Origin of the sequence: Halomonas aquatica, assembly GCF_040196335.1 — a bacterium.
Lineage (GTDB): Bacteria > Pseudomonadota > Gammaproteobacteria > Pseudomonadales > Halomonadaceae > Halomonas > Halomonas aquatica.
Map to the genome: position 1 here is coordinate 438,883 of NZ_JBEGCJ010000001.1, position 21,678 is coordinate 460,560.

Annotated in this window: 15 protein-coding genes; 13 read left to right on the forward strand and 2 right to left on the reverse strand. The window is 68.6% G+C overall.

All coding sequences use genetic code 11. The annotated features are described in order from the left end of the window. Positions 1-35: 35 nt before the first annotated feature. The gene (locus ABE960_RS01990; RefSeq protein ID WP_349760541.1) at positions 36-980 is read left to right on the forward strand and encodes a DMT family transporter; all 945 of its coding nucleotides are present in this window, start codon (positions 36-38) and stop codon (positions 978-980) included. 121 nt (positions 981-1,101) lie between these two features. Next, entirely contained in the window at positions 1,102-1,593 is a 492-nt protein-coding gene (locus tag ABE960_RS01995; RefSeq protein WP_349760542.1) for a methylated-DNA--[protein]-cysteine S-methyltransferase, read from the forward strand. 13 nt (positions 1,594-1,606) lie between these two features. Here the strand turns inward: ABE960_RS01995 and ABE960_RS02000 are convergent, their stop codons facing one another. Continuing rightward, on the reverse strand, positions 1,607-2,287 hold the full coding sequence (locus ABE960_RS02000; RefSeq protein ID WP_349760543.1) for a GntR family transcriptional regulator: 681 nt from the start codon (positions 2,285-2,287) through the stop codon (positions 1,607-1,609). 232 nt (positions 2,288-2,519) lie between these two features. On the opposite strand from ABE960_RS02000, the gene dctP reads away from it, so the two are divergent. From dctP to ABE960_RS02040, 8 genes are all read left to right on the forward strand, one after another. Next, positions 2,520-3,518: a TRAP transporter substrate-binding protein DctP gene (gene dctP, locus ABE960_RS02005; protein WP_349760544.1), complete on the forward strand. Its 999-nt coding sequence runs from the start codon at positions 2,520-2,522 to the stop codon at positions 3,516-3,518. Between the two features lie 91 nt (positions 3,519-3,609). Continuing rightward, a complete protein-coding gene (locus ABE960_RS02010; protein WP_349760545.1) occupies positions 3,610-4,131 on the forward strand; it encodes a TRAP transporter small permease subunit in 522 nt (173 codons plus the stop codon). Continuing rightward, the gene (locus tag ABE960_RS02015; protein ID WP_349760546.1) at positions 4,132-5,460 is read left to right on the forward strand and encodes a TRAP transporter large permease; all 1,329 of its coding nucleotides are present in this window, start codon (positions 4,132-4,134) and stop codon (positions 5,458-5,460) included. A 27-nt stretch (positions 5,461-5,487) separates the two neighbouring features. Then, positions 5,488-6,873, forward strand: coding sequence for a malonyl-CoA decarboxylase (locus ABE960_RS02020; RefSeq protein WP_349760547.1), 1,386 nt, complete (start codon positions 5,488-5,490; stop codon positions 6,871-6,873). After that, positions 6,870-8,387: a malonate--CoA ligase gene (locus ABE960_RS02025; protein WP_349760548.1), complete on the forward strand. Its 1,518-nt coding sequence runs from the start codon at positions 6,870-6,872 to the stop codon at positions 8,385-8,387. Before ABE960_RS02020 ends, ABE960_RS02025 begins: the two co-directional genes overlap by 4 nt. A gap of 10 nt (positions 8,388-8,397) precedes the next feature. After that, positions 8,398-9,000, forward strand: coding sequence for a 2-hydroxychromene-2-carboxylate isomerase (locus ABE960_RS02030; protein WP_349760549.1), 603 nt, complete (start codon positions 8,398-8,400; stop codon positions 8,998-9,000). A gap of 102 nt (positions 9,001-9,102) precedes the next feature. After that, a complete protein-coding gene (locus tag ABE960_RS02035) occupies positions 9,103-9,855 on the forward strand; it encodes a haloacid dehalogenase type II (protein WP_349760550.1) in 753 nt (250 codons plus the stop codon). Continuing rightward, positions 9,852-10,805: a D-2-hydroxyacid dehydrogenase family protein gene (locus ABE960_RS02040; RefSeq protein ID WP_349760551.1), complete on the forward strand. Its 954-nt coding sequence runs from the start codon at positions 9,852-9,854 to the stop codon at positions 10,803-10,805. The genes ABE960_RS02035 and ABE960_RS02040 overlap by 4 nt, the downstream gene beginning before the upstream one ends. Positions 10,806-10,825: 20 nt before the next feature. Here the strand turns inward: ABE960_RS02040 and ABE960_RS02045 are convergent, their stop codons facing one another. Beyond that, the gene (locus ABE960_RS02045; protein ID WP_349760552.1) at positions 10,826-11,476 is read right to left on the reverse strand and encodes a flavin reductase family protein; all 651 of its coding nucleotides are present in this window, start codon (positions 11,474-11,476) and stop codon (positions 10,826-10,828) included. 136 nt (positions 11,477-11,612) lie between these two features. Here ABE960_RS02045 and recC point away from each other — a divergent pair, with 136 nt between their 5' ends. Genes recC through recD form a run of 3 tightly spaced genes read left to right on the forward strand, consistent with a single transcriptional unit; the run spans position 11,613 to position 21,486 of the window. Continuing rightward, positions 11,613-15,311: an exodeoxyribonuclease V subunit gamma gene (gene recC / locus ABE960_RS02050; protein ID WP_349760553.1), complete on the forward strand. Its 3,699-nt coding sequence runs from the start codon at positions 11,613-11,615 to the stop codon at positions 15,309-15,311. A 2-nt stretch (positions 15,312-15,313) separates the two neighbouring features. Further along, positions 15,314-19,306 carry an exodeoxyribonuclease V subunit beta gene (gene recB / locus ABE960_RS02055; RefSeq protein WP_432765328.1) on the forward strand — a complete coding sequence of 1,331 codons (3,993 nt, stop codon included), beginning with the start codon at positions 15,314-15,316 and terminating at the stop codon, positions 19,304-19,306. After that, on the forward strand, positions 19,303-21,486 hold the full coding sequence (recD, locus tag ABE960_RS02060; RefSeq protein ID WP_349760555.1) for an exodeoxyribonuclease V subunit alpha: 2,184 nt from the start codon (positions 19,303-19,305) through the stop codon (positions 21,484-21,486). The genes recB and recD overlap by 4 nt, the downstream gene beginning before the upstream one ends. Positions 21,487-21,678 lie beyond the last annotated feature (192 nt).

Consider the following 21,678-nt stretch of genomic DNA (forward strand, 5'->3'; position numbering starts at 1 on the left):
GCCGTCGTCACTCACCGGGCAGGGAGGTCACGACCATGCTGAGCCATACGTTACGCATCACCCGTTCCCACTGGCACGGCGCCGGCGCCGCCGGTCTCGCCGTGCTCCTATGGGCGCTGGTCCCCCTGCTGGTGAGCGCCGCCGGGGAACTGCCGCCGCTGCGCCTCTCGGCCCTGGCGTTGCTGGCCGGTGCCCTGGGCACCCTGCCCATGGCGAGCCGCAGGCATCGGCACGAGTCGGCAGGCGATCGGGGGCATGGCGGAGGAGTGCCTGGCCCGGTTTTGAAGGGCATAGAGGTGAAGGATCAGGCGGTGAAGAACATGGCGGTGCACGCCGGGGGAGCGCTGCTGGTGGCCGGGGCGGTGGGCGCCTGCTTCGTCGCCTTCGACAGGGTCCCGACCGCCGAGGCGGCACTGATCACCTACACCTGGCCGGTGCTCTTCCTGCTGGCGAACCGCTGGCTCGTGCTGCGGCGCCTGCCGCTGGCCACCCTGGGCGGCACCCTGCTGGCCTTCTCGGGCGCCGCCCTGCTGGTGGTGCCCCAGGCGCTGTCGGGGGGCCTCTCAGGGGCCTGGGGCGGCTACCTGCTGGCGTTCGTGGCGGCGCTGTGCTGGGCGATCTTCTCGCTGGCAAGCCAGGTCCCCGGCTATCGCCTCGGCGAGCGCATGCCGCATCTGCTGCTGATCGCCAGCGTCATGACCGGCGTCGCCAGTCTGGCGATGGAGGGGGTAATCGAGCCGCCCTCGCCTCAGGCACTGCTGGCCACCGCCGCCCTGGGACTGGGGCCCTACGGCATCGCCATGCTCGCCTGGGACCGCGCCCTCGGCGATCCGCAGGCTCACCGGCTGGGCAACCTGGCCCACGCCGTACCGGTGCTGGCCACCCTATTCCTGGTGATTGCCGGGGTCACCACGCCGGACTGGAGACTGCCGATGGCGGCGGTTCTGGTACTCGCCGGCAGCATGACCGCCGCCCGCTGACAGCGGAGCGCAATGCGATACACTCATGGAAGAGCCATCCGGAAGCTCTTCCCGAGGAAGGGCTTCCCGAGGAAGGGCTTCCCGAGGCAGGGCTTCCACCCACCACCCTGGAGCCAAGACGATGAGCACCGAGGCACTCGACTACTTCCGGCCGCCCCGCTCCGATGCCCTGGGCCTGATCCGCCTTCGCGCCAACGACACCGGGCTCACCGAGATCGACTTCGTCGACAACGAGGACGAGGCGCCCCGGCCCAGTTCCTTGACGGAACGCGCCATCACCCAGCTCGCCGAGTACTTCGACGGGCGCCGACGGACCTTCGACCTGCCACTGGCGGCCGAGGGCACCTCCTTCCAGGAACGGGTATGGACGGCGCTATCCACCATCCCCTTCGCCGAGACGCGCAACTATGCCGAGATCGCCGAGCAGCTCAACTGCAAGGGCGGCCAGCGCGCGGTTGGAGCCGCCAATGGGCGCAACCCGCTGGCCATCGTGGTGCCCTGCCATCGGGTTATCGGCAGCGATGGTGGCTTGACCGGCTATGCCGGAGGTATCGGCCGCAAGCAGTGGCTGCTCGCCTTCGAGGCCGGCGAGGTCCCGCTGGAACTGACCTGACGGGTCCGCATGATCAGTCGACATCTCCCTGGCAGGCCTCGAAGCGTCGCACGCTGGCGACGAAGTCGCTGAAACGCTCGCCCTGGATCAGCACGTGTTCGCGCATGATCTGCTCCGCCGAATCGGCATCACCGCCTTCGATGGCGTTCAGGATCTCGCGATGCTCGGCCAGGGAACGACTCATGCGCTTGCGGACCTGCAGCTGCAGGCGGCGATAGGGCTTGAGGCGTTGCTTGAGCTGGCGCGCCTCATCGGCCAGGAAGGCATTGTGGCTGGCCGCATAGATGGCGTGGTGGAAGCCCTCGTTCTCGTAGTAGTACTCGTCGGTGTCGCCGGCCCTCGCCGCCGCCTCGCAGCGCTCCATCGCCTCGCGCAAGGCAACGAGTTCCTCCTCGTAGATGCGCCGGGCGGCGAGGCGTCCGCACATGCCCTCCAGCTCCGCCATCACCTCGAACATCTCGATCAGCTGGTCGAGGCCCACCCTGGCCACGAAGGTTCCCTTCTTCGGCTCCACCGTCACCAGGCCACTCGCCACCAATTGCTGGATGGCTTCCCGCACCGGGGTCCGGGAAACATCGAACTCCCGGCACAGCGACTCGGGGTCGAGCCTCTCGCCGGGCGTCCGTCGTCCATTGATGATGTCGTCTTCCAGCGAATCCCTGAGTCGCTGGGCATTTGAGCGCTTGGTCTTCACGGGGTATCTCCCTGACAAACTGGCGAGAATCGACGATGGGACATCGGGCTGCCCCCACCTATGTCTAAGCCTCTAATATTGACACTGGTATGCCTAGAGACTATTGAAATATATATCAGCATAGCTGATAGATGTTTCACAACAACTACACACGCTCATTTCACAACGACACCTCACAACAACGCCTCACAAAAACATTGCACAAAAACAAGAGTCCCAGGAGATGCCAACCATGAATGCCAAGCTCACCCCCGTGGCGGCCGCCGCCGCGCTGACCCTCGCCTTCGCCTCCTCCGCCAGCGCCGAGACCGTGCTGCGCGCCTCCCACCAGTTCCCGGGTGGCCAGGGTGACGTGCGTGATGAGATGGTCCAGATGATGGCCAATGAGGTCGAGGCCGCCGGCGTCGACCTGAAGATCCAGGTCTATCCGGGCCAGTCGCTGTTCAAGGCCAAGGAGCAGTGGGGCGCCCTGGTGCGGGGCCGCCTCGACATGACCTCGCTGCCGCTCGACTACGCCAGCGGTCGCCACCCGGAATTCTCCGCCACCCTGATGCCGGGCCTGGTGCGCAACCATGAGCGTGCCCAGCGCCTCAACGACTCCGAGTTCATGGGCATGATCAAGGAGGTCATCAATGAGGCTGGTGCCCGCGTGCTGGCCGATGCCTGGCTGGCCGGCGGCTTCGCCTCCGACATTCGCTGCATCACCTCGCCGGACACCGTCGAGGGGCAGACCATGCGTGCCGCGGGTCCGGCCTTCGACGAGATGCTGGCCACCGCCGGCGCCTCGATCACCTCGATGCCCTCCTCGGATATCTACACCGCGATGCAGACCGGGGTGCTCGACGGGGCCAACACCTCCTCCGGCTCCTTCGTCTCCTACCGCATCTACGAGCAGGTAAGCTGCCTGACCGCCCCCGGCGAGAATGCCCTGTGGTTCATGTACGAGCCGATCCTGATCTCCGAGCAGAGCTGGGACAACCTCACCGAGGAGCAGCAGCAGGCCCTGAACGCGGCCGGCGAGAAGGCCGAGGCCTACTTCGCCAAAGAAGCCGCGGCGCTCGACCAGAAGATGGCCGACGTGTTCGCAGAGAACGGCGTCGAGGTCGTGCAGATGTCGCCGGAGGACTACCAGGCCTGGCTGTCCATCGCCCAGGAGAGCTCCTACAAGACCTTCGCCGAGAACGTGCCCAACGGGCAGGCGCTGATCGACGCGGCCCTGGCCGTCGAGTGAGCGGGCCCATGGGCCGGTTGAATCACCCGGCCCTTCCTTCCAAGGCTGCCCCGGCTGGGGCGGCCCTCATCTCCTCGACACCGGAAGACGCATGATGGACACACACAGCCACACGATTGCGCCCAGGCGTGGCGTGATCGGCCTCTACATACGCCTGATGGACACGCTATCCAGCGCCACCGCCGTCCTCGCCGGCGCCCTGCTGCTGGTGGGCGTGCTGGTCGTCTGCCACATGATCTTCATGCGCTACATGCTGGGCGAGAGCACCATCTGGCAGACCGAATTCGCCGTCTTCTCCATCACGGCCGCCATGTTGCTCGGCGCCCCCTACGTCCTGCTGACCGGGGGCCACGTGGCCGTGACGGTCCTGCCCGACGCCTTGGGTGGCCTGACCCGGCGGCTGATGAACCTCGTCGCCTCGCTGGTGGGCCTGGCCTTCTGCGTCGCCCTGGCCTATGCCTCCTGGCTCTATGTGCTGGAAGCCCTGCACGGGGGCTGGACCACCGGCACGGTGTGGAACCCTCCCCTCTGGCCGGCCCTGCTGCCCATGGCCGTGGGCATCAGCCTGCTGTCACTGCAGTACGTCGCAGAAATCCTTCGCGGAGACACCTGAATGGACCCGGTAACCAGCGGAATTCTCATTGTCGTGGCGCTGTTCGTGCTGATGGCCATCGGCACCCCGATCGCCTTCGCCCTGGGCGGCGTCTCCCTGACCGCACTCGTCCTCAACCAGGGCATGAGCGAGCTGACCTATTTCGGCGAGACCTTCTTCGGCAGCCTCGCCTCCTTCGGCTTCGTCGCCATCCCCATGTTCATCCTGATGGGCGCCGCCGTGGCCTCGTCGCCGACCGGCCGCGACCTGTATCGCTCGCTGGACCTGTGGCTCGGCAAGGTGCCCGGGGGCCTGGCCATCGCCAACATCGGCGCCTGCTCGATCTTCGCCGCCCTGTCGGGTTCCTCACCGGCCACCAGCGCGGCGATCGGCAAGCTCGGCATCCCCGAGATGCGCAAGCGAGGCTACCCCGACGGCGTGGCGGCCGGCTGCATCGCCGCGGGCGGTACCCTGGGCATCCTCATCCCGCCCTCGGTCACCATGATCGTCTATGGCATCTCCACCGAGACTTCCATCGGCCGCCTTTTCATCGCCGGTGCCATGCCAGGGCTGATGCTGGCCCTGCTGTTCATGGCCTGGACGCTGATCGCCTGCAAGATGGCCGGCGGCTACGACACCCCTAGCCCGGTGGCCGCGGCAGCGAACCAGATCAAGGAGAACGTCGAGAGCAACATGAAGGCCCTGGTGCGCGTACTGCCCTTCCTGGTGGTAGTCACCGGCATCCTCTTTGCCCTCTATGGCGGGGTCGCCACGCCGTCCGAGGCGGCGGGCGCCGGTGCCTTCCTGTGCCTGGCGCTGGCCATCCTGGTCTACCGCATGTGGCAGGTGAAGCCGCTCAAGGTGGTCTTCCGCGATGCCCTGCGCGAGAGCGTGATGATCATGCTGATCATCGCCTGTGCCGAGATCTTCGCCTATGCGCTCTCCTCCCTGTTCATCACCCAGACCGTGGCCGGCGCCATCGCCGATCTCGAGGTCAACCGCTGGGTACTGATGGGGGTGATCAACGTCTTCCTGCTGGTAGCCGGCTTCTTCCTGCCCCCGGTGGCGGTGATCGTGATGACCGCCCCGATCCTGTTGCCGATCATCCTGGCGGCCAACTTCGATCCCTACTGGTTCGCGGTGGTGCTGACCATCAACCTGGAGATCGGCCTGATCACGCCACCTGTGGGCCTGAACCTGTTCATCATCAGGGGCATCGCCCCCGACATCGCTCTCAGGGACCTCCTGCTCGGAAGCCTGCCCTATGCCCTGTGTATGGTGCTCGGCATCGTCCTGCTGTGCATCTTCCCCGGCATCGCCACCTGGCTGCCCGATCTGATCATGAACTGACGCGCAGTCGACCAGGAGCAAGACGTCATGAACATCAGCTTTCTGCAGGAGCTCTTCAGCAACATCACCCGGCGTGATGCCCTGCTCCGGCGGCGAACGGACGATCGCACCCACTTCGTCCACACCCATCTGCTGGAGGCCTGCCGGGCCCTGCTGCAAAGCGATGGCGAGGCCTCCAGCATCGCCCTGGCCAGCCGCGCCCTGGACATCTACGCGCGGCTCGACGCCGCCGAGAAGCAACGCTTCTTCGAGCGCCTGACCGCGGAGTTCTCCGCCGACCCGGTGGCGGTCGACGCGGCCTACGCCACCTACCGCGAGACCCGCGACAACCGTGACCTGCAGGTGCTCTTCGATGCCTGCGAACCGAGCCGCCAGGAGCTGCTGCGCCGACTCAACCTGACCAGCGGCGGCACCCACGAGCTGGTACACATGCGCGAGGACCTGCTCGACCTGCTGCGCGACCAGCCGGAGCTGCGGGCAGTGGATGCGGACTTCGCGCACCTCTTCGGCTCCTGGTTCAACCGCGGCTTCCTGGTGCTCAAGCGCATGGACTGGAACACGCCCGCGGCGATCCTCGAGAAGCTCATCCGCTACGAGGCGGTGCACGAGATCCACGACTGGAACGACCTGCGCCGTCGTCTGGATGACCGCGACCGCCGCTGCTTCGCCTTCTTCCACCCGGCCATCGGCGACGAGCCGCTGATCTTCGTGGAGGTGGCATTGCACAAGGGACTGCCGGACCAGATACAGGCGATCATCGACCCCGACACTTACGACATCGAGGACCCGGAAGCCGCCGACACCGCCGCCTTCTTCGGCATCAGCAACTGCCAGACCGGCCTTCGCGGCACCTCCTTCGGCAACTTCCTGATCAAGCAGGTCGTCCAGGAGCTGAAGCAGGAGCTGCCGGACCTGAAGCACTTCGTGACGCTCTCGCCGGTGCCCGGCTTCCGTGCCTGGCTGGAGGCGACCTATCTTGAGCCCAACCGAGACAAGGAGGTCGACAAGGGAAGCCCCCTGGACACCGAGGCCCTGGCCCTGCTCGAGGCGCTCGACGACCCGGGCTGGCCGAAGGACAAGGAGCGCTCCGAACGCCTTGGCGACCTCGTCAAGCCGCTCGCCGCGCGCTACCTGCTCGAGGAGAAGAACGCCAGGGGACTGCCGCTCAACCCGGTGGCCCGCTTCCACCTCGGCAACGGCGCCGAGCTGCATCGCCTCAACTGGCTGGGCGACGTGTCGCGCAAGGGCATGCAGCAGTCCGCCGGCCTGATGGTCAATTACCTCTATGTCCTCGACAACATCGAACGCAACCACGAGCAATACATCACCAGCGGCACGATCGCCCATTCCTCGGCCGTACGTGACCTGAACCGCCGTGCCCGCAAGCTGCTCAAGGGAGAAACCGCCAAATGAACCAGAACCTCTTCAACACCTTCGCCAGACGCATGCGCGAGCGCGGCGGTGCCGACTTCATCACCACGCTCCAGGGGCATGGCTACCGCCATGACGAGGCCCTCGCCGCCACCGAACGCCTGGCCGGCGCCTTGACCTCACTGGGCGTGACGCCGGGCGACCGCGTCGCCGTGCAGGTCGACAAGAGCCCCGAAGCGATCCTGCTCTACCTGGCCACCCTGCGGGTCGGCGGGGTCTACCTGCCGCTCAATACCGGCTACACGGGTGAGGAGATCCACTACTTCCTGGCCGATGCCGAACCGGCACTGTTCGTCTGCCGGCCAGAGGATGTCGACATGGCGCGCAGCATCGCCGCAGATAACGGCTGCCCACAGGTTGCGACCCTCGGCACCCAGGCAGAGGGCAGCCTGATGGAGGCCGCCGAGCGCGCCACGCCGCGCGAAGACATCGTCGAGCGCGACGCCAACGACCTGGCGGCGATCCTCTACACCTCGGGCACCACCGGACGCTCCAAGGGAGCCATGCTCACCCACCGCAACCTGGGCTCCAACGCCGCCACCCTGGTCGAGGCCTGGCACTTCAACGAGCGCGACCGGCTGATTCATGCCCTGCCGATCTTCCACACCCACGGGCTCTTCGTGGCCTGCAACGTCACCCTGATGGCCGGCTCCAGCATGCTGTTCCTGCCGAAGTTCGATGCCGACGTGATCTTCGAGGAGATGCCTCGCGGTACGGTGATGATGGGCGTGCCGACCTTCTACACCCGCCTCGTCCAGGATGCGCGCCTGACCCCTCAGGTGACCGCCGAGATGCGCCTGTTCGTCTCCGGCTCGGCCCCGCTGACCGCCGAGACCCACCAGGCCTTCGAGAAGATGACCGGCCATGCGATCCTCGAGCGCTACGGCATGACCGAGACAAACATGAACCTCTCCAACCCCTATGACGGAGAGCGCCGCGCCGGCACCGTGGGCATGCCGCTGCCCGGCGTGGAGTATCGCATCACCGACCGCGAGACCGGCGAGCCGGTGCCGAAGGGCGATATCGGCATGCTGGAGATCCGCGGGCCCAATGTCTTCGTCGGCTACTGGCGCATGCCCGAGAAGACCCGGGAGGAGCTGCTCGAGGACGGTTTCTTCATCACCGGCGACCTGGCGATGGTCGACGAGCGCGGCTATGTGCATATCGTCGGCCGCGACAAGGACCTGGTGATCTCGGGGGGCTACAATGTCTATCCCAAGGAAGTCGAGCAGGTGATCGACGAGCTCGAGGGCGTCAACGAGTCCGCGGTGATCGGAGTGCACCACCCGGATTTCGGCGAGGGCGTCACCGCTGTGGTGGTCCCTGAGCCGGGGGCCACGCTGAGCGAGGCGCAGGTGCTCGACTTCCTGCAGGGCCAACTGGCGAAATACAAGCAGCCCAAGAGGGTCTTCTTCACCGACAACCTGCCGCGCAACACCATGGGCAAGGTACAGAAGAACCAGCTGCGCGAGCAGTACCGAGACACCTACCGCTGAGGCGCACTCCATGTCGAAATCGATACGCTATTACTACACCCATGTCTCGCCGTGGAGCTACCTCGGCCATGCACGCCTCGGCGACATTGCCGCCCGGCACGGCGCCGTCATCGATTATGTGCCGATCAGCATGGGCTCGATCTTCCCCAAGACGGGTGGACTGCCGCTGGCCAAGCGCGCGCCCGAGCGCCAGGCCTACCGCCTGGTCGAGCTCCAGCGCTGGCCGCAGCGCCTCGGCATTCCCCTCAACCCGGAGCCGGCGTACTTCCCCACCGATGATCGTCCGTCGGGCCGGCTGGCGTTGACGGCCAAGGCCCAGGGGCACGAAATCGCCGAACTGTCCCTCGCCCTGATGCGAGCCTGCTGGGTCGAGGAGCGCAACATCGCGGACCTCGATACACTGCGCGAGATCGCCGATGCCTGCGGGCTGGACGGCCGGGCGCTGCTCGACGAGGCGCAGAGCGATGCCGGACGACAGCGCCTCGAGGATACCTGCCAGGCGGCCCTGGCCGATGGCTGCTTCGGGGCGCCCTGGTACATGGTCGACGGCGAGCCGTTCTGGGGACAGGATCATCTGGAGCTGGTCGAGGACGCCGTCGGCCGTCGAGGCTGAGCGGACACCTCTGTGGATGGCCGGATCACTCGACCCGGGGCATGCTCTCGACTCGTTACCGCCTGACCTTTTCCTGCCTGACTTGTTTCGTTATGGAGACTCATGATTTCCCATCCCCCTTCCGACCTGGCCGATGTCAGGGCCCTGGCCTTCGATGTCTTCGGCACCGTGGTCGACTGGCGCAGCAGCGTGATCCGTGAGGGCGAGGCGCTGGGCGCCGCGCGCGGCCTCGAGGTGGACTGGGCCGCCTTCGCCGATGCCTGGCGGGGCGGCTACGCCCCGGCCATGGATCGGGTGCGGCGCGGCGAGCTGCCGTGGACACGGCTCGACGACCTGCACCGCATGACTCTTGAGCGCCTGCTGGACGAATTCGGCCTCGCCGAGGCCCTCGACGAGGCCGACCGGGAGCACCTGAATCGCGTCTGGCACCGCCTGGACCCCTGGCCGGACAGCGTGACGGGCCTTGCCCGGCTTCGCCAGCGCTACGTGCTGACCACCCTCTCCAATGGCAACGTCTCCCTGCTGGTGAACATGGCTAAACGCGCCGGCCTGCCCTGGGACTGCGTGCTCTCGGCGGAGCTCGCCGGCCACTACAAGCGTGACCCGGAGGCTTACCAGATGGTGGCGCACCTGCTCGACCTGCCACCCGAGCGGATCATGCTGGTCGCCGCCCACCAGAACGACCTGCAGGCGGCCTACAACGAGGGCTTTCGCACCGCCTTCGTGAAACGCCCCCTGGAGCACGGTCCCGACGCCATCCCCGACCTCACCGTCGATCCTCGCTTCGACCGGGTGGCCGACGATTTCCATGACCTGGCCGACCAGCTTGGTCTCCCCGAGAACCCCCGCTCATGAAGATCGTGATCCTCGACGACTACCAGGACGCCGTGCGCCACCTCGACGCCTTCGACCGGCTAGCCAGTCACGACGTGGCGCTGCACCACGACACCGTCACCGATCTCGACACCCTGGCCGAACGCCTGGCCGATGCCGAGGCGCTGGTGCTGATCCGCGAGCGTACGCCGATCACGGCCGAGCTCCTTGACCGCCTGCCGGCCCTGAAGGTGATCAGCCAGACCGGCGGCGGCGTGGCCCATGTCGATCTCGAGGCGTGTCGTCGGCGGGGGATCACGGTGATGGCCGGCACCGGCTCGCCCCATGCCGCGGCGGAACTGACCTGGGGCCTGGTGCTCGCCGCCATGCGACATCTTCCGGAGGAGATGGCCAACCTCCGCGCCGGCCGCTGGCAATGCACCCTGGGCACCGGCCTCAGGGGCCGTACCCTCGGCATCTTCGGCTACGGCAAGATCGGCGCCCTGATGGCACGCTACGCGCAGGCCTTCGAGATGAAGGTGCTGGTCTGGGGGCGCGAGGGCAGTCGCAAGCGCGCCGCCGAGGCAGGGCTCGACTTCGCGGACAGCCAGGAGGCACTGTTCGAGCACAGCGACGTGCTGAGCCTGCACCTTCGCCTGAACGACGAGACACGCGGCATCGTCACCGCGGATCACCTGGCGCGCATGAAGCCGAGCGCCGTGCTGGTCAACACGGCCCGCGCCCCGCTCATCGCGACCGGGGCCCTGGAGGCGGCACTGCGGGCCGGACGACCGGGACAGGCCGCATTGGATGTCTTCGATGAGGAGCCGGTCGTCACCCATCCCCTGCTCGAGTTGCCCAACCTGCTGGCCACGCCGCATCTGGGCTATGTGGAGAAGGACAGCTACGAGCTCTATTTCGGCGACGCCTTCGCCAACCTGATGGCCTTCGCGGCGGGCCAACCAGTCGCAGACCACGCCGGAGGCGACTGAACCGCCGCCAGTCCGGCGGCTCAGCGCCCGGCGTCCTTCTGGCTCATGCCATTGCCCGAGGCCGGGCGCTCCACCACGAAGAGGTCGGTGGAGCGGGCATAGTCGTTGCCGGCCATCCGCCCGATGGGCCTGAGACCCTCGCGGTCGACGTGGCGCCCGTCCCAGATGGCCTCATCGACGTGGATGGATACCACCTCGGCGAGCACCAGGTTGCCGGCCAGGGGCTGGTCGCCGAAGCGGATGATCTCGCGCAGGCGGCAGCCGAAGGCCACCGGCGCGGCCGCCACACGCGGCACCGAGACACCGGGCATCTCGGCCTTCTCCAGCGCCGCGAAGATGAATTCGTCCTCATCGCGAGGCAGGCCGGTGCTGGTGGCATTGAGTTCCTCCACCAGCCCCTCGCCACCGATGTGCACCACGCACTCGGGCACCTCGTCCAGGTTGCGGATGGTGTCCTTGGCGTTGCCGTCGCCATCGAGCAGCGGCGAGAAGCCCAACACCGGCGGATTGACGCTCACCACGTTGAAGAAGGAGAACGGCGCCAGGTTGTGGTGGCCCTCGGCGTCCCGGGTCGACACCCAGGCGATGGGCCGGGGGCAGATGCTGCCCGAGAAGAGGCGGTAGATCTTGCCGGGGCTCAGGCCGTGCTCGTCCAGCAGGTAGTCGCTCATGGACATCTCTCCGGTCGCGGATGAAGGATTTCCGATGGTAACCGCTCGGCCGGCCATCGCCGAGCCCTCATCGATTCAAGCCGGCGCCGATTTGCGGCACCATGGACCCCTGCCCGCTCGTCGCGAAGGAATCGCCATGCCTCCCCCCGCTCCACGGAATCCCGAGCTCGCCCCCGGCTTCATGGTGATCCACGGCAACCGCCTGGAAGCCCTGCGCGGCCTGGCGGTGGAGTGGATGCACCGCCACCCGCTAGGGCCGCTGGAGAACGAGACGATCCTGGTGCAGAGCAACGGCATCAGCCAGTGGCTGAAACTGGCCCTCGCGCAAGACCCGTCCGAAGGCGAGGCCAACGGCGGCGCCGGCATCGCCGCCGCCCTGGACGTCACCCTGCCGGCTCGCTTCCTGTGGCAGGCCTACCGCAGTGTCCTTTCACAAAGGGAGGGGGAAGACGCCGTGCCGCCGGTCTCGCCCTTCGACAAGCCGCGGCTGCTGTGGCGGCTGATGCGCCTCCTCCCTGCCCTGCTGGATGACCCGGTCTTCGCTCCCCTGGCCCGCTTCCTGGCCGAGGACGACGACCTGCGCAAGCGCCACCAGCTGGCCGAACGGCTGGCCGACCTCTTCGACCAGTACCAGGTCTACCGCGCCGACTGGCTGACCGCCTGGGCGGCGGGCGAGGACGTGCTGATCTCCGCCCGGGGCGAGCGCCGCGGCCTGCCCCCGGAGCAGCGCTGGCAGGCCGAGCTGTGGCGTGCCCTTCGCGACGACATCCTGCAAGCCCAGGGCCCAGAGGGCCTGGCCTCAAGCCGCGCCATGGTCCATGAGCGCTTCCTCGAGGCCTGCCGCGAGCTGACTACAGGCACCCACCTGGCGGGTTTACCGCGCCGGGTGGTGGTGTTCGGCATCTCCTCGCTGCCCGCCCAGACCCTCGAGGCCCTGGCCGCCATGTCGCGGGTCAGCCAGGTACTGCTCTGCGTGCACAATCCCTGCCGCCACTTCTGGGCCGACATCATCGAGCACAAGGATCTGCTGCGTGCCGAAAGGAAGCGCCAGCAACGCCGCCCCGGCATGCCGGCGGACCTCGCCGAGACCGAACTGCACCTGCACGCCCAGCCGCTGCTGGCCGCCTGGGGCAAGCAGGGACGCGACTACCTGCGCCTGCTCGACGAGTTCGACGAGGCCCAGGGCTACCGCGAGATGTTCGAGGCCGAGGCGCTGCGTATCGATCTCTTCGACTCGCCGCTGGATGAAGGAAATGATGAGGGAAATAGTGAGGCCGAGCCCCGCCTGCTGCGCCAGCTGCAGGACGACATCCTCGAATTGCGCCCGCTGCGCGAGACCCGCGAGACCTGGCCCGCCGTCGACCCGGCCCGGGACGGCTCGCTGCGCTTCCAGATCGCCCACAGCGCCCTGCGCGAGGTAGAGATCCTCCACGACCAGTTGCTCGCCGCCTTCAGCGAGGACGACACCCTGAAGCCGCGGGACGTGCTGGTGATGGTGCCCGACGTGGACCAGTACGCCGCCGCCGTGCAGGCGGTGTTCGGCCGCCTCGACCCGGACGACCCGCGCCACATACCCTTCACCCTCTCCGACCAGGCCAGCCGCCACCGCCTGCCGCTGCTGATCGCCCTGGAGCAACTGCTGCGCCTGCCGGAGCTGCGCCTCTCGGTGAGCGATCTGCTGGACCTCCTCGAGGTGCCCGCCCTGCGCGCCCGCTTCGGCATCGCGGAGAGCGCCCTGCCCACCCTGCGCCGCTGGGTCGAGGGCGCCGGCATCCGCTGGGGGCTCGACGCACGCCAGCGCGAGAGCCTCGAGCTGCCCGAGGGTCTCGCCGCCAACACCTGGGCCTTCGGTCTCCGCCGGCTGCTGCTGGGCTATGCGGTGGGCGACGCGGCCGAGGGGCCCTGGCAGGGCATCGAGCCCTACGACGACATCGGCGGCCTGGAGGCGGCGCTGGCCGGGCCACTGATGGAACTGATCGAGGTACTGGAAGAGCAGTGGGCACGCCTGCGCGAGCCCGCCGACCCGGCCACCTGGGGCGAGCGGCTGCGCGGCCTGCTGGAGGCCTGCTTCCTGCCCGATGCCGACCAGGATCTGCTGGCACTGACCCGGCTCGAGCAGGCGCTGGAGGACTGGCAGGAGAGCACCGAGGAGGCCGGACTCAGCGAGGCCCTGCCGCTCTCGGTGGTGCGCGAGCACTGGCTCGCCCAGATGGACGAGGCAAGCCTCTCCCAGCGCTTCCTGGCCGGTGCCGTAAACATCGCCACCCTGATGCCGATGCGCGCCATCCCCTTCCGCCATGTCTGCCTGCTGGGCATGAACGACGCCGACTACCCGCGCACCCAGCGCCCCCTGGACATCGACCTGATGGGCCAGGATTACCGCCCCGGCGACCGCTCGCGTCGCGAGGATGACCGCTACCTCTTCCTGGAGGCGCTGCTCTCGGCCCGCGACCGCCTGACCATCAGCTGGGTGGGCCGCAGCATCGTCGACAACAGCGAGCAGCCTCCCTCAGTGCTGCTCGGCCAGCTGCGCGACCACCTGGCCCGCGGCTGGCGCCTGTCGGGTAAAGAGTCACCCGCCCACGAGGCTGACCGAGACGGCCAGGCGCTGCTCGACGCGCTGACCACCGAGCACCCCTTGCAGCCCTTCAGCATCGAGTACTTCCGCGAAGGGTCTCCGCTGGCCACCTACGCCCACGAGTGGCGCGAGCTGCACCGCGGCGGGAAGGAGACGACCCCGGCCGCGCAGGATCCGCTCACCCCCTTCCAGCAGGAGGCCCCGCTGACCCTGGCCCAACTGGGCCATTTCCTGAAGGACCCGGTGAAGGCCTTCTACAACACCCGCCTCAGGGTCCACCTGGAAACGGAGGCCATGGAGCGGCTCGACCACGAGCCCTTCGCCCTGGACGGCCTCGACCACTGGCAGCTACAGGACGCGCTGATCCAGGCGAGTCGCTTGGCCGTCGAGGCCGGCGAGCCCCATGAACCGACGATGCTCGCTACCCTGGAGCGCCTCGAGCGTGAGGGGCGACTGGCCATGGGCGGCTTCGCCGAGCAGATGCGCGACGAGCTGGTGGAGCCCATGGAGGGGCTCTTCGAGGAGTACCGCCAGGCGCTTGAGGCCTGGCCTAATGCCGAGGAGGAACCGCTGTCGATCTCCTGGCGCCTCTGCGGCGCGGCGGACGATGACCTCATGCTGGAGGATTGGGTAGGCGAGCTGCGCGAGAATGACGCCGGCGAGCGCTGCCGGCTGCTACTCAGCACCAGCAGCCTGGTGCGCAAGGGCAAGTACCACTGGAAGCACTGGCTCGGCCCCTGGGTGGCCCACCTGGCCGGCCAGCTCGAGGGCCCCATGACCACCCGGCTGCTCTCCCGCGCCGGCGGCGGCGAGCTCGCCCCCCTGCCCGCCGAAGAGGCCCGGGAGCGGCTCACGGCCATCGCCGAGGCCTGGCAAATAGGCATGACCGCGCCCCTGCCCCTGGCCCGCGACACCGCCTTCGCCTGGCTGGAGAAGGGCGGCACCTCCGAGGCGCTTTCCCGCTGCCTAGCCGGCGAGGCCAGCGAGGAGGATGACAAGGCCTGGAAGGCCGCCTTCACCGCCTTCCATGGCAGCGGCTTCAGCAGCGGCGAGCTCGACCGCGATGCCTACCTCGCCCGCCAGTGGCAGGAGCTCGAGTCTCTGGTGGCCTCCGAAGAGGGCGGCGGCTTCGCGGTGCTGGCCGAGCGGCTCTACGCGCCCCTGCTTCGGGCGGTAAAGAAGGAGAAGAAGACCCGGGGCAGCAAGGAACAGGGGAGTAACGAAAAGGACAGTAAGGAAAAGGGAGGCAAGGCATGAGCATGAACGCGACCACCCCGCCGACCCTGGACCCGATCCACCTGCCGCTGACCGGCAGCCGGCTGATAGAGGCCAGTGCCGGTACCGGCAAGACCTTCACCATCGCTCTGCTCTACGTGCGCCTGGTGCTCGGCCCCCGCGACGAGGCGGACGCAGAGAGCTTCCCCCGCGCCCTCACCCCGCCGGAGATCCTGGTGGTGACCTTCACCAACGCCGCAACCCGGGAGCTACGCGACCGCATCCGCGCCCGGCTGGTGGAGGCGGCGGACGCCTTCCTGGACACCGGTGCAGAGACGAAAGACACCGACGTAGCGCCGGGGGCAGACCGAAGCGGAGGTCATTCGACAGGGATGTCGAATGTAGCGCCCAGGGACGGGTCCACAGTGCCTCCGCGATGGTCCGACACTTCGGGGTCTGTCGCCGGATCAGCTCCGCCCCCAAGCGAAACGGGTGACCTCTTCGCCGAATCCCCGTTGGATGACTCGCCAGGCGACCCCCTACTCGCCCTGCGCGACAGCTACCCCCGCGAGCGCTGGCCCGCCTGCGCCCGCCGCCTGCAGCTCGCCGCCGAGTGGATGGACGAGGCCGCGGTCTCCACCATCCACGCCTGGTGCCACCGCATGCTGCGCGAGCACGCCTTCGAGAGCGGCAGCCTCTTCTCGCTGGAGATGAGCCTCGACCAGTCGGAGCTGGAGCTCGAGGTCGCAAGGGACTACTGGCGCAGCTTCTACTACGCCCTGGACCCCGAGGCCCTGGCGGTGGTCACCCGCTACTGGGAGACCCCCGATGCCCTGGCCAAGGACGTGCGCCGGCTGCAGGGCGATGCCGACCTGCTGCCGGATGGCCCGCCCCCCGCCGGGGCACTGGCCGCCATGCAGGCAGAGCGCGCCAGCGTGCTGGCCAAGCTCAAGGAGCCCTGGCCGGAGTGGGTAGAAGAGTTGACCAGGCTGTTCGATGAAGGCCAGAAGACCAAGGTGTTCAATGGCAGCAAGCTGCGTAATGACCATCGAAGCAAGTGGCTGGAGAAGATCCTGGAGTGGGCCACGACCGACCTGACCTGGCCGGACCTTGACCGGAAGGCGGCCGTCTGGCATCGACTGACGCCCGAAGGCATCGCCGAGGTGTGGAAGGAAACGCCCCCGACGCATCCGGCCTTCGAGGCCTTCCAAGCCCTTCCCGATACCCTTGAGGCCCTGCCCGACGCCCATGCCGACCTGCTCTCCCACGCCGTGCACTGGATGGCCGCGCGCCGCGAGCGGGTGCAGCAGCGCCGCGCCGAGCTCGGCCCCGACGACCTGCTCGACCGGCTCGACCGGGCCTTCGAAGGCCCTGCAGGCACGGCGCTGGCAGAGCACGTGCGCCGGCAGTTCCCGGTGGCCCTGGTGGACGAGTTCCAGGACACCGACCCGGTGCAGTACCGGCTGTTCGACCATGTCTACCGGCTCAGCGAGCCCGCACAACCCAACGCTCAGGCAAGCGAGACACCCAGCGCCGTTCTGCTGATCGGCGATCCCAAGCAGGCGATCTACGCCTTCCGCGGCGCGGATATCCACACCTACCTCCAGGCCCGCCGCGACACCGAGGGGCGCCACGTCACCCTGGGCACCAACTTCCGCTCGGCGAGCGCCATGGTATCCGCGGTCAACCGGTTGTTCCGCCATGCCGAGGACCAGCCCGCCGGCCGCGGCGCCTTCCTGTTCCGCACCCCGGACGGTGACAATCCCGTGCCCTTCCTGCCCGTCTCCGCCAAGGGCCGGAAGGACGTGCTGACCCGCCACGGCGCTCCCCAGCCGGCCATGACGCTTTGGCATTTACAGGGCGAGCACGCCGGCCATGACGGCCTCGCCAAGGGCGCCTACCTGGACGCCATGGCCGGACGCTGCGCCAGCCACATGGCCAGCCTGCTGCGAGAGGGCCAGGCGGGGCGGACAGGCTTCAGCGAGCCGAGTGAGGAGTTCCGCCCCCTCAAGCCCTCGGATCTGGCCGTGCTGGTCAACAACGGCAGCGAGGCGAAGGCGATCCGCACGGCGCTGCTCGCGCGGGGCATCAAGAGCGTCTATCTCTCCGACAAGGAAGGCGTCTTCGAGACCCCGGCGGCCGTGGAGCTGGAGGTATGGCTCACCGCCTGCGCCGAGCCAGACAGCGAACGCCGGCTGCATGCGGCGCTCGCCATGCCGAGCCTCGGGCTGGGGCTCGCCGAGCTCGATGCCCTGCAGCACGACGAGCTGGCCTGGGAGGAACGGGTGATGCAGTTTCGCACCTACCACCGCCAGTGGCAGCGCCGTGGCGTGCTGCCCATGCTGCATCGCCTGCTGGCCGACTTCACGGTGCCCACCCGGCTGCTGGCCAGCGCCAGCGGGGAGCGCAACCTGACCGACCTGCTGCACCTCGGCGAACTGCTGCAGCAGGCCAGCACCGAACTCGACGGCGAGCATGCCCTGATCCGCTACCTGAGCGAGGCCAGGAGCCAGCCCCCCGAGCAGGCCGACACCCACCGCCTGCGGCTGGAGAGCGACGCCGACCTGGTGCAGGTAATCACCATTCACAAGTCCAAGGGGCTGGAGTACCCGCTGGTCTTCCTGCCCTTCATCTGCGCCTTCCGCGAGAAGAAGGCCGGCGACCTGCCGCTCACCTGGCACGACGACGACGGCACGCGGCGGCTCACGCTCACCCCCGACGAGGCCGCGCTGGAACGGGCCGACGACGAGCGACTCGGCGAGGACCTGCGCAAGCTCTACGTGGCCCTGACCCGGGCGCGGCATGCCACCTGGCTCGGCATCGCACCGCTAAAGTCGCTGGAACGCAGCGCCATCGGCCAGGTGCTCACCGCCGGCGCGCCGATCGCCCCCGAGCGCCTCGGCGAGTGTCTGGCGCCGCTGGCAAAAGGCGAGGCATCGGCGTCGCGAACAGAGCCCGAGGCCCTGGTGGTCGAGCCAGCCCCGGAGGCCACTGCCGATACGCTGCCGTCAGAGGCGCATGACGAGGAGCTGCGCGAGGCGCTCGTGCCAAGCCGCCGCGCCCGGGAGCACTGGTGGATCGCCAGCTACTCGGCGCTGACCCTTGGCGATGAGCGCATCGCCGGCGGGAGCGAGCCCGAATCCGCTGCGTTCATGGAGCCCGAATCCGCTCCGGTCACAGAGCCCGAGACCGCTCTGGAATCAACCGCCCGGGAAATGATCGACGAGCCCAGCGACGCTCCGGCCGCCGGGGTGAGCGAGGGCTCGCTTCACCGCTTTCCTCGCGGGCCCGCCGCGGGCACCTTCCTGCACGGCCTGCTGGAATGGGCCGGCGCCGAGGGCTTCGCGCGACTGGCCGCCGAGCCCGAGCGCCTGAACGATCCCCTGGCGCGGCGCGCTAACCTGCGTGGCTGGCGCGATCGCATCCCCGCCCTGCAGGACTGGCTGCGCGAGCGACTGACGGCCGAGATCCCCGTGCCGCAATCCCCTCAAGGCACGGTGGCGCCACTAAAGCTGGCGGGGCTGGCGAGCACTCACTACCAGGTGGAGATGGAGTTCTGGTTCGCCGCCCACCGGGTGAACACCCGCGAACTGGATGCCCTCGTGAGCGCTCACACACTGGGCGGGGCCGAGCGCCCGGCGCTCACGCCCGACACCCTCAACGGCATGCTCAAGGGCTTCATCGACCTGGTGGTGGAGCACGAGGGGCGCTTCTACGTGCTCGACTGGAAGTCCAACTACCTGGGGCGCGACGACGAGGCCTACGGCGAGGCGGCGCTGGCCGAGACAGTGCTCGCCAAGCGCTACGACCTGCAGTACGCCCTCTACCTGCTGGCCCTGCACCGCCTGCTGAAATCACGCCTGCCCGACTACGACATCGACCGCCACCTGGGCGGGGCGCTCTACGTCTTCCTGCGCGGCCAGGGCGCGCCTTCTCGCGGCGTGCATCGCGAGCGCCCGCCCCGCGAGCTGATCGAGAAGCTCGACGCCCTGTTCCGCGCGCCCACGGATGCCACCGCCAAGGAGGCCCACGCATGACGCCCCCCACCCTCTCCGCCGTGAACGATGCGCCCCGGGCCCTGCAGGATCGCGAGGCGCTCTTCACCCTGCTGGAGCGTTGGGTGGCGCGGGGCTGGCTGCGTGCCCTGGATCGCGCCTTCGCCGCCTTCCTGGCCAGCGAGGTGCCGGACGCGCCGACGCCGCTGCTGCTGGCCGCGGCGCTCGCCAGCCACCAGCTCGGCCGCGGCCATGTCTGCCTCGACCTCTCTCTCACCCTGGCCGAGCCAGACCTCGCCCTCTCGCTGCCGCCGGAGGGCGACAGCCTGGACGAGCCGCCGCCGCTGCCCAGCGACCTGCTCGGAGACCTGACGCTTGCCGACTGGCAGCAGGCACTCATCCACCCGCTGCTGGTGGGAGGCGGCCCCGGCAACACCCCGCTGGTGCTCGACGGCACTCGGCTCTACCTGCGCCGCTACTGGCACCACGAGCGCTCGATCCAGCGCCATGTCGGCGACCGGCTGGGCGTCGAGGCGGCCCCGGCGACCGCCGATATCGCCCAGGCCCTGGGCGCCCTCTTTCCAGATACCGAGACCCTCGACTGGCAGCGTACCGCCTGCGCGCTGGCCGCCCGCTCGCCCTTCGCGGTGATCACCGGCGGCCCCGGCACCGGCAAGACCACCACCGTGGTCAAGCTGCTCGCCCTGCTTCAGACCCTGGCGCTGAGCCGGGGCAAGCGCTCACTGCGCATCCGCCTGGCCGCCCCCACCGGCAAGGCCGCCGCGCGCCTCAACGAATCCATCGCCGGCCAGGTCAGCTCATTGCAACTGGATGGCCTGGCCACCCTGTGGGAGCGATGTTCACCTCGCGACAATGATGTCGAGGCACTTCGCCAGGCCATCCCCACCGACGTCACCACCCTGCACAGGCTTTTAGGCTCAAGACCCGACACTCGCCACTTCCGCCACAACGCGCGCTACCCGCTGCCGCTGGACGTGCTGGTGGTGGACGAGGCCTCGATGGTCGACGTGGAGATGATGGCCGCCCTGCTCGACGCCCTGCCGCCCCGCGCCCGGCTGGTGCTGCTGGGCGACAAGGACCAGCTCGCCTCCGTGGAGGCCGGCTCCGTGCTCGGCGACCTGTGCGCCCGGGCCGAGGGCGGCCACTACACCCCCTCAACCGCCGGGTGGCTCGGTGACGCCACCGGCCAGGCCCTGCCCCCGGAGGTCATCGACCCGGACGGCACCCCGCTAGACCAGGCCATCGCCATGCTGCGCGTCAGCCATCGCTTCCATGCCGACAGCGGCATCGGCCGGCTCGCCGGGGCCGTGAACCGTGAGGGACAAGCGTCAAGCCGCGACGCTACGGGCAAGGAGAAACGCCGCGAGATCCAGCAGGTGCTCGACGCGGGCTACGCCGACCTCGCCCACATGAAGCTCGACAGCGACGGCGACAGCCGCCTGGAGCGGCTGGTCGTGTCGGGCCAGCCCGAGGGCTTCCCGAACGGTGGCGAGGGCCGCATGCTGCGCGGCCAGCCGCTGACGCCGCCGGTGGGCTATCACCACTATCTCGAGACGATGCGCGAGCGCCGCCCAATGGCCGAGCCTGAGGGTGATGTCTCTCGAGAGGCCCTGGACGACTGGGCCCGCGCGGTGCTGATCGCCCACGGCCAGTTCCAGTTGCTATGCGCCCTGCGCCGTGGGCCCTGGGGCGTGGAGGGACTGAACGAGCGCATCCGCGCCGCGCTTGAGAAGGAAGGATGGATCGACACCGGCGACGGCCGGCGGCTCTGGTACCCCGGCCGCCCGGTGCTGGTGACCAGCAACGACTACGGCCTGGGGCTGATGAACGGCGATATCGGCATCACCCTGGCGCTGCCTCAGCCGGCCGCATCAACAGACGGCGCCGCCCGAGGCCCGACGCTGCGGGTGGCCTTCCCTGCAGGCGACGGCAGCGAGCAAATCAAGTGGGTGCTGCCCAGCCGCCTGCAGGCAGTGGAGACGGTCTACGCGATGACGGTGCACAAGTCCCAGGGCTCGGAGTTCACCCACACCGCCCTGCTGCTGCCCGACGCGCCCAACCCCATCCTGACACGGGAGCTGGTCTACACAGGCATCACCCGCGCCCGCCACTGGCTCACCCTGGTCGAGACCGGGCGGGGCCAGCTGCTGGACGCGGTGGAGCGGCGGGTGATGCGGGTGAGTGGGTTGGGGAGTTGGTGAGCGAGGCTCCCTTGCACAACCCGCAATAACACTCTTCTTTCGGCCACGAAACGAACGTTCAGGCTGCGGTAACGCCAGGCATCAGTGGCTAATCTGAAGCGCCAGCTCAGGAACTTATCCGGCTGCAAACAATGGTTATACTCGTCCGCATTACAAGTAATGCTCTATCATTTGAATTGCCTTATCCTCAAC

What these genes read in the sequence shown, in the direction of transcription:
- ABE960_RS01990 (WP_349760541.1), top strand. Translation starts at nt 36, where the DNA reads ATGCTGAGCCATACGTTACGCATCACCCGTTCCCACTGGCACGGCGCC.
- ABE960_RS01995 (WP_349760542.1), top strand. Translation starts at nt 1,102, where the DNA reads ATGAGCACCGAGGCACTCGACTACTTCCGGCCGCCCCGCTCCGATGCC.
- dctP (WP_349760544.1), top strand. Translation starts at nt 2,520, where the DNA reads ATGAATGCCAAGCTCACCCCCGTGGCGGCCGCCGCCGCGCTGACCCTC.
- ABE960_RS02010 (WP_349760545.1), top strand. Translation starts at nt 3,610, where the DNA reads ATGATGGACACACACAGCCACACGATTGCGCCCAGGCGTGGCGTGATC.
- ABE960_RS02015 (WP_349760546.1), top strand. Translation starts at nt 4,132, where the DNA reads ATGGACCCGGTAACCAGCGGAATTCTCATTGTCGTGGCGCTGTTCGTG.
- ABE960_RS02020 (WP_349760547.1), top strand. Translation starts at nt 5,488, where the DNA reads ATGAACATCAGCTTTCTGCAGGAGCTCTTCAGCAACATCACCCGGCGT.
- ABE960_RS02025 (WP_349760548.1), top strand. Translation starts at nt 6,870, where the DNA reads ATGAACCAGAACCTCTTCAACACCTTCGCCAGACGCATGCGCGAGCGC.
- ABE960_RS02030 (WP_349760549.1), top strand. Translation starts at nt 8,398, where the DNA reads ATGTCGAAATCGATACGCTATTACTACACCCATGTCTCGCCGTGGAGC.
- ABE960_RS02035 (WP_349760550.1), top strand. Translation starts at nt 9,103, where the DNA reads ATGATTTCCCATCCCCCTTCCGACCTGGCCGATGTCAGGGCCCTGGCC.
- ABE960_RS02040 (WP_349760551.1), top strand. Translation starts at nt 9,852, where the DNA reads ATGAAGATCGTGATCCTCGACGACTACCAGGACGCCGTGCGCCACCTC.
- ABE960_RS02045 (WP_349760552.1), bottom strand. Translation starts at nt 11,476, where the DNA reads ATGAGCGACTACCTGCTGGACGAGCACGGCCTGAGCCCCGGCAAGATC.
- recC (WP_349760553.1), top strand. Translation starts at nt 11,613, where the DNA reads ATGCCTCCCCCCGCTCCACGGAATCCCGAGCTCGCCCCCGGCTTCATG.
- recB (WP_432765328.1), top strand. Translation starts at nt 15,314, where the DNA reads ATGAACGCGACCACCCCGCCGACCCTGGACCCGATCCACCTGCCGCTG.
- recD (WP_349760555.1), top strand. Translation starts at nt 19,303, where the DNA reads ATGACGCCCCCCACCCTCTCCGCCGTGAACGATGCGCCCCGGGCCCTG.